Annotated in this window: 8 protein-coding genes; all 8 read right to left on the reverse strand. The window is 67.8% G+C overall.

Annotation, left to right across the window (positions count from 1 at the left end; translation table 11 throughout):
* On the reverse strand, positions 1-593 hold a 593-nt coding region (locus HY726_11265), incomplete at its 3' end, for a molybdopterin-dependent oxidoreductase (protein ID MBI4609577.1).
* Positions 590-1,228: a (2Fe-2S)-binding protein gene (locus HY726_11270; protein ID MBI4609578.1), complete on the reverse strand. Its 639-nt coding sequence runs from the start codon at positions 1,226-1,228 to the stop codon at positions 590-592. The genes HY726_11265 and HY726_11270, both read right to left, overlap by 4 nt.
* 139 nt (positions 1,229-1,367) lie before the next feature.
* On the reverse strand, positions 1,368-2,315 hold the full coding sequence (locus HY726_11275; protein ID MBI4609579.1) for a hypothetical protein: 948 nt from the start codon (positions 2,313-2,315) through the stop codon (positions 1,368-1,370).
* Between the two features lie 106 nt (positions 2,316-2,421).
* Entirely contained in the window at positions 2,422-4,290 is a 1,869-nt protein-coding gene (locus HY726_11280; protein MBI4609580.1) for an adenylate/guanylate cyclase domain-containing protein, read from the reverse strand.
* Between the two features lie 17 nt (positions 4,291-4,307).
* On the reverse strand, positions 4,308-5,675 hold the full coding sequence (locus HY726_11285) for a caspase family protein (GenBank protein MBI4609581.1): 1,368 nt from the start codon (positions 5,673-5,675) through the stop codon (positions 4,308-4,310).
* A gap of 1,280 nt (positions 5,676-6,955) precedes the next feature.
* The gene (locus HY726_11290; protein MBI4609582.1) at positions 6,956-9,337 is read right to left on the reverse strand and encodes a caspase family protein; all 2,382 of its coding nucleotides are present in this window, start codon (positions 9,335-9,337) and stop codon (positions 6,956-6,958) included.
* Positions 9,334-11,928 carry a caspase family protein gene (locus HY726_11295; GenBank protein MBI4609583.1) on the reverse strand — a complete coding sequence of 865 codons (2,595 nt, stop codon included), beginning with the start codon at positions 11,926-11,928 and terminating at the stop codon, positions 9,334-9,336. The genes HY726_11290 and HY726_11295 overlap by 4 nt, the downstream gene beginning before the upstream one ends.
* A gap of 576 nt (positions 11,929-12,504) precedes the next feature.
* Positions 12,505-12,896 (reverse strand): choice-of-anchor D domain-containing protein (locus tag HY726_11300; protein ID MBI4609584.1); only part of this gene is annotated, 392 nt, incomplete at its 5' end.

The following is a 12,896-nucleotide window of genomic DNA, read 5'->3' on the forward strand; positions in this document are numbered from 1 at the left end:
ACCGCCGCGTGCTGCTCCATCGGGAGGTGGGTGCTCCCCTCGAAGTAGAAGACGTCCTCGCGCACGAGGTCGGCCTGCCTGAAGGCCCCCTCCACGTCGCCGAACTCGAGCGAGACCGCCTTGTGGATGTTCGGCCCGTCGCCGTACTCGTGGATCCTCACCGTGTCCTGAGCCACCGCCTCCTCGATCGACATGACCGGCCGGAGCAGCTCGTACTCGATGCCGATCAGGTCGGCGGCGCGCTCGGCGGTCTCCTCGTCCACCGCGGCCACCGCCGCAATCGCGTCGCCCACCATGCGGACCTTGTCGGTGAAGAGGGCTTGCTCGTCCTGGCTCACCGGCAGGATCCCGAACCTGACCGGCGGCAGGTCCTGGCCCGTGATGACGGCGTACACTCCGGGAAGCGCTCTCGCGCGGGACGTGTCGATCGTCTTGATCAGCGCGTGGGGGTGGTCGCTGCGGCGGATTTTGGCGTAGGCCATCCGCGGGAGCACGAGGTCGTCGGCGAAGCGGGTATCCCCCGTCACCTTCCCCCAGGCGTCCACCTTGGGCAGCGCCTGACCGACCACCGCGAGCTCATGCTTCGCGCTCATCGCGTGACCTGACGGGCGCCCGCGGGTCCTGTCACCGTCTCGCCCTGTCCGTCCTCGCGCACCCCCGCCCCGACCCGGCTGCGTTCCGTCTTCGACGGGCAGCCGAGTGCCCGGGGACCCCCCGCTGCGGGCGACCGGAGCTTCGCCGGCGCCACCCGCTCACCGTCCATACGGAGCGCCGCGAGCTCCACCGCATCCAGGATCTTCGTGTAGCCGGTGCAGCGGCAGAGGTTCCCCGCCAGCGCCTCTCTGATCTGCTGCCGGGTGGGCGCGGGGACCGTGGCGAGGAGCGCGTGGGCCGAGAGGAGGATGCCGGGGGTGCAGTAGCCGCACTGGGCGGCGCCCAGCTCAGCGAAGGCCTGCTGGAGCGGGTGGAGCTGGCCGCCGGTAGCCATCCCCTCCACCGTCACGATGGCGTGCCCCTGGAGCTCGATCGGAAGGGCCAGGCAGGAGAGGATCGGCTGGCCGTCAACCAGGACCGTGCAGGTTCCGCACTCGCCGAGCTCGCAGCCGTGCTTCGTCCCGGTCAGCCCCATGTCCTCCCTGAGCACCTCCAGGAGGGTCTTGTGGACGGGCACGGCGACCTCGTGCTCTTCCCCGTTCACGCTGAGCCTCAGGAGCACCTTCCCCGGCATGGGACCCCCCGGCCGAGCCGAGTTTACTGGGACTGATTCGCGCTTAAGTGTAGATGAATCAGCGGGACGCTGTCAAGGGGTCCGGACGCGCCCGACGGTGCCAGTCCTTTAGTCCGCCGCCAGACGACCGGGAGACAGTTTACGGGCGCCGGGTCGAGAGGAACTGGGCCTCCTCGAACTCCCGCGCGGCGAGCTCCTTCAGACCGATCCGCTCGTAGACGCTCCCGAGGAGCAGGTGGAGCGTGGGCTCCTCGGGGTCGGCGACCACCCCCGCCAGGAGCTCCCGCCGTGCGTCGTGGTAGAGACCCTCTTGAAACAGGAGACCCGCCCGGATGAGGGCGACAGTGCCTCGGGAATAGCCGAGCCCGGCTGGCTCCAGAAGGGCCAGGGCCGCCCGGACCCGGGCTCCCTCGGCGGCTGACAGGACCTCGAATTGGGCGCGCTGCACCGGATGGCCCGGAGCTGTCAGCTCCCACCGATAGCGCACCCCCGGGCGCAGGGCCGGTGCCGAGGCGGGATAGTCGACGGGTCGGCGCTGGAGATTCGCCTGCTCCCACACCAGGCCCTCGGGACCAAGGACGCGGACGCTGTAGCGGAGACGGTCTGAGCCAGCCCACTCGAAGGCAACCGGACCGGGGATGAGGTGAGTATCGCGGGGAGCGATGATGAGCGGGGGCTGGCTGAGGCTCCGGACCGACAGGGACTGATAGGTCAGCTGCTTCTGCTGCCCCAGGAGGAACTGGGTCACGCTGGCAACCACGGCCCTGACCTTCTCCGTGCCGCTCTCACCCGCCGGGGCCTGGACGGTGAAGGGCGAGTTGGCCGCAGAGATGACCTGCGTCCCGCGGCCCCCGGTGAACAGGAGGACGGCCCTCGCGTCTTGAGTCGCGCGAATCTGGTCGCCCGGGCGGAGCGCGAGCAACGGCTGAGGCGCGACCCAGTCGCCGGCACCGGCAGGCTTCACCCCCACATCGCCCTGCCCCTTCCGGATCTCGGTGAGGACAGCCACAGGCTCCGCCGCACGGGCGAACCCGTGAAAGAGGAGCACCCCCGCAATCGCGCCGAGGACCCACCATCGCGCGCGCATGGTTAGGTCAGTCGGAGGGGGCCTCGACGGCCCCCTCCGAGGCCTCCCCCAGGAATCGGTTGCGCGGGCGAAGCCCGCGCTCGAAAGGTCTTACTCCCACAGGCTGTTAGCCTCGTGCCCGTGACCCCCCGTCGGGATGCACCGCCAGCAGCTCGTAGACCCGCAGCGGGTGGGTCCGCCCCTTCACCGGCATCTCCCCACGATCTTTGACGTCCACCCGACCCTCGAGGAGGATTCGCGTCTCCTCCGTCACGAGGATCGTGGTCCCCAGCTCTTTGTTGAGCCCCTCGAGCCGTGACGCCACGTTGACGGTGTCGCCGATGACAGTGTACTTCACCCGCGCCTCGCCCCCTATGTTCCCGGCGAAGACTTCGCCAGTGTGAATCCCGATCCCCATGCGCAGCACCGGCAGTCCAGCCGCCTCCCAGCGCTGGTTCAGCTCCTGCAGCGCCTGATCCATGGCCACCGCGCTCTGGGCCGCGTGGAGGGCGTGATCCGGATCAGCGAGGGGCGCCCCGAAGATCGCCATCACGGCGTCGCCGATGAAGTCGTTAATCATCCCGCGGTGGGCGAAGATGGCGGAGGTCATGGCGGCGAAGTACTCGTTGAGGCGCGCCGCCACCGCCTCGGCCGGCATCTTCTCCGAGAGGGTCGTGAAGCCACGGAGGTCCGAGAACAGGACGGAGACCTCGCGACGCTCCCCGCCGAGGCTCGGGGCCTCGGCCAGCACCTCCGCCAGCACCTCCCGGCTCACGTGGCGGCCGAAAGAGTCGCGGAAACGGCGGCGGGCCAGCGCGTCCGCGCCGAGGCCCAGGAGCGAGGTGGCGATCACCGGCAGCAGGAAGTCCACCCAGTAGCCGCCGCGGTTGAACGCGAGATAGCTCCCGGGCACGCCTACGAGGAGGGCGCCGGCAATGCACACGAGGGTTCCCGCGAGGGGGCGGAGCAGAACCAGGACCACGCCGGCGACGAGAATGACGGTAACTTGAAGCCCCAGGCTGGTGAGCCAGCCAGAAGGGCGGATGAAGCTCCGGGTTACCAGCATGTGCACGACGTTCGCGTGGACCTCGACTCCGGGCAGGAGCCCGTACGGGGTCGAGAAGAAGTCCCGGCTCTCCGGGAACGTGCCGCCCACCAGGACGATACGGTCCCGGAGGGGGTTGTCGCGCGCGACCTCGAGGGCCGGGTCACTGAGGGGAACCACCGCGCCGCTCGGGATGGTCAGAAAGCTCCTCGCCGGCCCGACGAAGTTGATCCGCCACAGGTCGCCCGGTCGGACGGCGACAGGTGGGTCTCCGGTCAGGTCCCAGCGCCCTCCAGACCGCCACACCGGAAGCGCGATCAGCCCGCCCCGGGTCCTGAGCACGGTCTCCAGGGCGACCCGATCCATACCACCAAGGCGCGCGGCAATGGCCAGGCTGAGGGCGGGTTGAGGTGGACGCGAGCCTTGCGGGATCAGGAGCGCCGCGCGCCGGATCAAGCCGTCGTCGTCCACCGGCATCCTGTCGGAGCCGAAGACCGCCGCGCGCAGGAAGTCCGGGTCGGCCAGCGGTCCCGTCCCCGGCGTATCTGTCAGGACGACCCGGCTCACCCCGTCATGGCTGAAGTCGAGGACAGCGCGGGCCAGCGCGGCATCTTCGCCGGCGGTGGCCGGCGCAGCCAGTGTGATATCGGCACCCACGACCGCAGCGCCACTTCGCTGAAGGGCTTTGAGGAGCCGGGCAAGATACTCTCGTGAGAGGGGTTGACGCCGCCCCAACGACTCGAACGCGTCGTCGTCAATCGCGACGATGACGACGTCGGAGGCGAACCGCGTCCCCTGGAGGCGCAGGAGCAGATCCAGGGCCCGGGTCTGCAGGGCCTCGAGGTAGCCCATGGCCGAGGCGCCCGTCACCAGGAGGCTCGCGGCGATGCCCACGCCCCAGAGCTGGAGCAGGCGGGCCCGGCGCTGCCGCCACCAGTCGCCAAATCTCATCCGAACCCGCTCGCGCTCTAGCGCCCGCTCACCTTCACCAGCGGCAGGACTCCTTCCAGCTCCCCCTTCATCACCGGGTGCTGGTTCCCCCCCACCGCCCGCGACTTCTGCGTAACCTGCTGCTCGACGTACTCGTACAGCTCCTGCAGCGACACGATCCCGTCCCGGTTCAGGTCGCCTGCCCCTTTGAGTGCCTGGACCAGGTAGTAGGTGAAGATGCCGTGCCCCAGCTCAGGCAGCTCGATGGAGACCTCCGCCGGCCGTGAGGCAGTGATAATGGCCCGCCCCTTCGAGCGCGTCAGCCGCTCCAGGAACTGGTCATCCACGCTCGTCGCCCGCGTCTTCTTCGAGGCGAACGTCCGCCCCCCCGCTGCCCCGCTGTAACAGGTATCCAGGAAAACTACCACCCGCTCGGCCTCGTTGCGGGCGAAGACAGTCTGCAGCTCATCCATCGGCAGCGCCGTGGAGTACAGATCGTCCGGCTCCGCGTCAATAGGGACCAGGTACTTGGCGAAGCCATCGCGCTCGACTCCCCGCTGGTCCACCTCCGGCGCGCCGTGCCCCGCAAAGAAGATCAGCACGGTGTCGTCCTTCTTCGCCGACCGCGCCAGGAAGGTCCCGAGCGCCCACTTGATGTTTCGGAGCGTGGGCTTCTTCTCCGTCTTGTCCGTCAGGAGCAGCACGTGCTCCTTCTTGAAGCCCGCCGGCCCGGTCAGAATCTGGTAGATCGCCTCGGCATCCGGCACCGTGTAGCGGAGCTGGGGGATTTCCGGACTCTCGTAGCGCCCCGCCCCGATCACCACCGCCCAGCGGTCCCTGGTGGGTGGCGCTGGGGGCGGCGGCACGGCTACTGCCACCTTCGGCGGGTCGTAAATGACCGTGCGAATCTCCTGGCGAAGGGTGCCGTCGGGCTCGGCGGCGGTGACTACAATGGCGTTGGCCCCCTCCCGAAGCGTAAGCGGCGCGGTCACGACCAGGGACTTCTGGGGAGTGCGCTCGCTCTGCTGATGCACCTCCACTCCGTTCAGGATCACGCTGACCTTCGCTACCCCCTTGCTCGAGGTGATCACCGCGGCCACCACGCTGGCCTCCTCGCTCACGCGTGACCGGTCCTCGGGATAACGGAAAGCCACGCTGAGAGGCACGAGCTTCTCGTAGTGGACCGTGCGGACCTCCTGGTGGATCCGCCCGTCCGCCTCGGTGGCCGTGACGACGAGCGTGTTCTGGCCCTCGCGGAGCTTGATGGGGAGGTTCACCGGCAGGGCAGACTGCGGAGTCCGCTCCTCCAGGCGCGAGACCTCCACGCCATTAAGCGTGACAACCACGCGACTGACTCCCTTGCCGCCCGACACCAGCCCGGCCAACCCGATGCTCTCGTGGTCCACGCGGGCCTGATCTTTGGGTGAGGAGAGCGTCATCTGCAAAGGCGGCAGGGCGGCGACCGCAGGTGGCGCAGGTGGAGGCGACGGTACCGCTGGCGTGGGCGCAGCCGGAGGGACCGGTTTCGCCACGACGGGTGGCGGCACCGCCGGGACCGGCGCCGTAGCCACGGGAGGTGGCTCAGGCTCCGGCGGTTTCGCGGGAGCAGGCGGAGACTCCACGGGCCTCGCCGGAAGTGCAGGTTTGGCCACGACCGCTGGAGGTACCGCCGGGGCCGGCGGGGGCGCGACCTTGGCGGTCTCCGGCGGGTGCGTCGCTTTAGGAGACGGTTTGGCCGCGACGGGCGGGCCCGGCGTCGGAGTCGGCGCAGGCGTAGGGGGTGCGGCCATCGACACTGCCGGTGGTTTGTCGTAGAAAAGGGTTCGGGCCTCCTGACGAGTGTCTCCTCTCGAATCGGTCGCCGTGACTAGGAGGACGTTTTTCCCTTCCGTGAGGTTAATCCGGAGGTTCAGTGGCACTTCTTTCTTGGGTGCCCGCTTTTCCTCCTCTGTCAAGACTTCCTGTCCGTTAAGGGTGACTGTAACGCGTGCAACCCCTTTGCCGGCCGTCATCTTACCGGTTACTATGAATTCCTCGTAAGGGAAGCGCTCGTTATCCTTCGGCGTCCAAAGGGCTAACCGAAGTGGCTCCGTCTCTGGTAGGTCGAGGGCAACGACCTCGAAGGCCATCAAACTGAGCTGAGGGTGGCCCTCGACCTTCACGATCTGCCGCACCTCGGGCGCATACCAGGTGACGAGCTCGGGCCCCCAGATCCGCCAGAGGCTGGTCTCCATCGTCTGGACAATCTTAAAGGCCTTGAATGTGCCAGCGGGTACGTGGACGTCTTCGTACGCCTCGACCTTCCAGACGAGCCTCACCCTCCGCTCCTGCCACGAGTGTCGCCAAGTCAGCTCGCCTCCTACCCCCCACTTTCCGACTTCCAGAGGCCAGATCAGCTCGGGTGGGGGGTCGAATTCCATGAAATCCTGGCCCTTCCGTACCTTTGCCAGCGCGAGGTTCTTCGTGAGGTGGATTTCCTCGCGGGAACTAGCCGAGAAGACGTAGCGATCGTTTTCGATCCTAATCAGCTCATAGACGCCATCCGACCGAATCAACTTCTCGCCTAAGGTGTAGGTCGGCCGTTCCGCTTGCGGCTTCGGCGTCGTTGAGACACTCACCTCTGAGAACGTTGCGCAGGCAGAGAGCGCAAGCCCCGCCAGGAGAATCAGAGCGCGGGAGAGTCCTCTCATCTCTGCACCTTCACCAGCGGCAGGACGCCCTCCAGCTCCCCCTTCATCACCGGGTGCTGGTTCCCCCCCACCGCCCGCGACTTCCGCGTCACCTGCTGCTCGACGTACTCGTACAGCTCCTGGAGCGACACGATCCCGTCCCGGTTCAGGTCGCCCGCCCCTTTCAGCGCCTGCACCAGATAGTAGGTGAAGATGCCGTGCCCCAGCTCCGGCAGCTCGATCGAGACCTCCGCTGGCCGGGAGGCGGTGATGATCGCGCGCCCCTTCGAGCGCGTGAGGCGCTCCAGGAAGAGATCGTCCACGTGGCCCGCGCGCGTCTTCTTCGACGCGAACGTGCGGCCGCCGGCCGCCCCGCTGTAGCAGGAGTCCAGGAACACCACGACGCGCTCCGCTTCGATCCGAGCGAAGATGTTCTGCAGTTCGTCCATCGGCAGCGCCGTGGAGTAGAGGTCGTCGGGGTCGGCATCGCTGGGGACCAGATACTTGGCAAGGCCGTCGCGCTCGACGCCCCGCTGGTCCACCTCCGGCGCTCCGTGCCCGGCGAAGAAGATCACTACGGTGTCATCCTTCTTCGCCGAGCGCGCCAGGAAGGTCCCCAGCGCCCACTTGATGTTCCGGAGCGTCGGCTTCTTCTCAGTCCTGTCTGTCAGCAGGAGCACGTGCTCCTGCTTGAAACCGGCAGGGCCGGTCAGCATCTGGTGGAGGGCCTCCGCGTCCGAGACCGTATACCGGAGCGGCGGGACCTCTCGGCTTTCATACCGGCCAACGCCGATCACGACTGCCCACCGGTCGCGGACGACGGGTGTGGGCGCGGGAGTCCGTGGAGGAGCCGCTTCGGCGACCTTCGGGCGGTCATAGATGACCGTGCGCACCTCCTGGCGAACGGTGCCATCGGCCTCAACGGCGCTGACGGCGACGGCGTTCGCTCCCTCCCGGAGCGTGACCGGGACCGTCACGAGGACGGACTTCTGCGGAGCGCGCTCGCTCTGCTGGTGCACCTCGACCCCGTTCAGGGTCACGCTGACCTTCGCCACCCCCTTGCTCGAGGTGATGACGGCGGCCACGACACTCGCTTCCTCGGTCACCCGCGCCCGGTCCGCGGGGTAGCGGAACGCCACGGTGAGCGGCGCGAGCTTCTCATAGTGGACCGTGCGGACCTCCTGGTGGATCGCCCCGTCTGCCTCGGTCGCGGTGACGACGAGCGTGTTCTGCCCCTCGCGGAGCTTCAGCGGCAGATTCACCGGCATTGCCCGCTGCGGCGTCCGCTCCTCCAGGCGCGAGACCTCCACGCCGTTGAGCGTGACGACTACGCGGTTGATCCCCTTGCCGCCGGACACCAGCCCGGCCAGCGCGATGCTCTCCTGGTCCACGCGAGCCTGGTCCCGGGGCGAGGACAGCGTCATCTGCAAGGGTGGTAAGGCGGGAGTCACAGGCGGCGCAGGCGTGGCTGGCGGAAGCGCCGGCGCCGGCTTGGCCGCGACGGGGGGAGGCGGTGTCGGGGCAGGCGCGGGCCTCTCGTAGAGAATGGTCCGGCCCTCCTGGCGAGTGTTGCCTTCGGGATCGGCGGCCGTGACGAGGAGGACGTTCCTCCCTTCCCTAAGCTTGGCGGGAATGTTGAGGGCGACCTCACTCTTGGGCGCCGCCCTCTCGTCGAGCGCCGCGATCTCCTCGCCGTTCAGCGAAACGGTCACCCGGGCCACCCCTTTGCCACCGGTCACCTTGCCGACCACCGCGATCCCCTCGCTGCTGAGGCGCGCCTGATCCTTCGGCTCGTCCAGGGCGATCTGGAGCGGCCTCGCCGCGGGTCGGTCGACTGTAACGACCTGGAAGGCCAGCACCCTGAATTCCTGGCTTTCCAGCTTCACGAGCTGGCGCACCTCCGGCGCGTACCAGGTTTGCACCTCCAACCGCCTGCCGATTCTCGGGTTCTCGATCCACACGGCGATCCTGAACGCCTTGAACGTCCCGGCGATCACGCTGACATCCTCGTATGCTTCGACTTTCCAGGTGAAGCTCGCCGGAAACCCTCCCGGACTTCGCGGAGTCAGCATCCTCCCCTGGGTCACCCCCCACTTTCCGACCTCGAGGGGCCAGGCGAGCCGGGGCGGGGGGTCGAACTCGAAGGTGGATTCGCCTTTCTGTATCTTCGCCAACATGAGGTCCTTGCTGAGATGGATCTCGCGGCGGGGGCCCGCAGCGAAGATGTAGCGGTCATTCTCGATCCTGACCAGGTCGTACACGCCGTCCGACCGCATCCACCTCTCGCCAAGCGCGTAGGTCGGCCGCTCGGCCCGCGGCTTCTCCGCGTCGGCCGGGACCGACGAGACGAGCAGGATGACCGCCGCCAGCAGAATCAGTCCGCCCCGCCGCTTTCTCATCGCTGGCCCACCTTGACCAGCGGCAGGACGCCTTCCAGCTCCCCCTTCATCATCGGGTGCTGGTTGCCCCCCACTGCCCGCGACTTCTGCGTCACCTGCTGCTCGACGTACTCGTACAGCTCCTGCAGCGACACGATCCCGTCCCGGTTCAGGTCCCCCGCGCCCTGGAGCCCCCTGACCAGGTAATACGTGAAGATCCCGTGCCCCAGCTCGGGCAGCTCGAGGGAGACCTCCGCCGGCCGCGAGGCCGTGATGATGGCCCGCCCCTTGGAGCGCGTGAGCCGCTCCAGGAAGAGATCATCCACGTTCGGCGCGCGGGTTTTCTGCGCAACGAAGGTGCGGCCACCCGCCGCCCCGCTGTAACACGTGTCGAGAAACACCACCACGCGCTCGGCCTCAAGCCGGCCGAAGATCGTCTGGAACTCGTCCATCGGGAGCGCGGTCGCGTAGAGATCGTCCGGATCGGCATCGATGGGCACAAGGTATTTGGCCAGCCCATCCCGCTCGATGCCCCGCGGGTCCACCTCGGGGGCGCCGTGGCCCGCGAAGAAGACGATAACTAGGTCGTCCTTCTTCGCGCGCCGGGCCAGGAGCGTCCCCAGCGCCCACCGGAGGTTTCTGAGCGTGGGCTTGCGCTCCGTCCTGTCCGTCAGGAGCAGGACGTTCTCCTTCTTGACGCCCGCGGGCCCGGTCAAGACCTGGTAGATCGCCTCCGCGTCCGGTATCGCGTAGCGGAGCCGGGGAATCCCAGGGCTCTCGTAGGCGCCGACGCCGACCACCACCGCCCAGCGGTCGCGCACCGCTGGCACCGGCGGGGCGGCCGCGACTTTCGGCCGGTCATAGAAGACCGTGCGGATCTCCTGGCGGACAGTACCGTCTGGCTCACTCGCACTGACGACGATAGCGTTAGGGCCTTCCCGGAACGTCACCGGCACCGTCACCGCCACGGACTTCCGGGGCGTGGGCTCGCTCTGCTGGAATACCTCAACCCCGTTCAGCGTCACGCTGACCCTCGCGACTCCCTTGCTCGAGCTCACCGCGGCGGCCACGACGCTCGCCTCCTCGGCTACGCGCGCCCGGTCCTCGGGGTAGCGGATCGCCACGGTCAGCGGTAGAACCTTCTCGTAATGGACCGTCCGGATCTCCTGCTGGGTCGTCCCGTCGGAGTCGGTCGCCGTGACGACGAGCGTGTTCTCTCCCTCGCGCAGCTTGAGGGGCAGGTTCACCGCCAGGGTCCGCTGCGCCGCTCGCTCCTCCAGCCGCGAGACTTCCACGCCGTTGAGCGTGACTACGACCCGGCTGACCCCCTTGCCGCTGGACACGAGCCCGGCCAGCGCGATGCTCTCCCGGTCCACGCGGGCCTGATCCCTGGGCGTGGACAGCGTTATCTGGAAGGGCGGCAGGGCGGTGACGGCGGGCGGCGGGCTGACCTTGGGGGGCTCCGGCTCGGCTGGCGCGGCGGGAGCACTCACAGGTGGAGGCGCGGGCTTGGGCACGACCGTTGGGGCCGACGGAGCCCCAACTTTGGGCGCCTCCGGCTCGGGTGCTTTCTCGGGAGCAGGGGTAGGCTCGGCGACTGGCGGCTGGGGCCCAGCCTTGGAGGGTTCCCGCGCTGGGGGCGTCACGGGAGCCGGCGCAGGCGGAGCCGTCGGCTTCGCGACAGCCACCGGCGGGGGCGTCGCGGTTGGCGCCGACGCCACTGGCGGCGGCTCCTGCGCGGGTGGTGGCCTATCGTGGAAGATGGTCCTGACCTCCTGACGGGTCTCTCCCCCCGAATCCGCAGCAGCCACGACCAGGACGTTCCTCCCTTCCTTGAGGTTGATCCGAAGGTTGAGGGCAAGGTCCTTTTTGCCCGTGGGTTCCTCCTGCCTGGAGACCTCCTGGCCGTTGAGGGTGACGGTGACGCGGGCGACGCCCTTGCCGGCTGTGACTCTGCCGGTCACGACGATCTCGTCGAAGGGGAAGCGCTCTTGATCTTTCGGCGTCGACAGGGCCACCTGGAGGGGTGCCGTCGCAGGCGAGCTAATCGCCACGACCTCAAAGCTCAACGCTCCCACATCGGGGCCCTCCGCCTTCACGAACTGCCGCGTCTCGGGCGCGTACCAGGTGACGAGTTCCCGTCGCCGATGCTGCCGCTCATGGGTTCCAATGATCGGATCACCCTCGATCGCTTGGACGATCCGGAAGGCCTTAAACCTCCCCGCGCCCACATCCACGTCCTCATAGGCTTCGACCTTCCACATAAACGTGATCGGGATGCTCTGGGGATACTCGATCGTGTACCAGTTCGACGAACCCATCCCCCATTTCCCGACCTCCAATGGCCAGCCCAGCTTGGGCGAAGGGCTCAACTCCCACTCGACCTTGCCGCCCCTGAGGACCCGCACCAGCGCCAGGTCCTTGGTGAGGTGGATCTCCCGGCCGGCGCCAGCGGAGAAGATGTACAGGTCCTTTTCGATCCTGATCAGCTCGTACTCCCCGTCCGCTCGAAGCCACTTTTCGCCGACGGTGTACGTTGGGCGCTCGGCACGCGGCTTCTGGGCCACGGCCGGGAGCGAGGAGGCGAGCAGCGCCAGTCCAGTCAGGACCATGAGGATGACGCGAACTCTTCTGGCCGCGACTTGCGTTCGATTTTGCGCCACGGGGACAGGCCCCGGTCGCCTAGAGGAGGGGCACTGCTGAAAGGCCTCGATCCAAAGCGATACCGTCAGGGTCGCCTTACTCGACAATGCCGGAGCCCCTGCAACGCCTCAATAGCCGCTACCTCACGAGGCTAAACTATGCTGAAAAAGCTAGCTCTGTCAACACGCTGAAGCTACTGAGCTGCATCCCGGACGGGTGATGTGTATTGTTGGCACTTTGGCAAAGAAGGTCCGCGTCGCCGCCCGCATCTGCAGGAGGACCCGCTCGTCGTCTGCCAGGTGATACCGACCATTCGGGCGTGAACTCTGCGCTGAATACCCGCCGGCCGCCTGCCTTCCGGGGAAAGTCACCCATGGACCTCCCGCGTCATCTTACGTCCCCAGGGTGTGGAAACGAAATGGGGTGCACTCCACGATTGACGCCAGCCTAGCTCTGCTGTGGCTACCGCGAGTGGAAGTGGGGCCGTTCGTGACCTGGGCGTTCCGTTCTACACCCTTTAGAGCACGAGCGCGGAGGAGCAACGACTAGAACCCAGGGTTACCTGAGACTCCCGTTACCACCGGCGATACGGTGCCCCCGTTGGAGGTGAAGGTGACACTCCCGTCAAAGGGTCCTTCCGCCGGGGGGCTGAAGCGCACCACCACCGCATGGCTTTGCCCCGCCCCGAGGCTGAAGGAGCCACCGGAGACGATGCTGAAGGGGGCCGAGGTGGAGGCGCTCCCGGACAGGGTCCCGCCACCCGTGTTCCGCACCGTGAAGGTCCGGTCCGCTGAGCCTCCCAGCGCGACGCTGCCAAAGTCTTGGGAACTCGGGGTCACCGAGAGGACCGGATTCGTTGGCGACACCGCGGTGCCAGTCACCACTGCCGAGACGTTGCCCCCGTTGGAGGTGAAGGTGACACTCCCGTCAAAGGGTC

It is taken from the genome of Candidatus Rokuibacteriota bacterium, from assembly GCA_016209385.1.
Classification (GTDB): Bacteria; Methylomirabilota; Methylomirabilia; order Rokubacteriales; family CSP1-6; genus JACQWB01.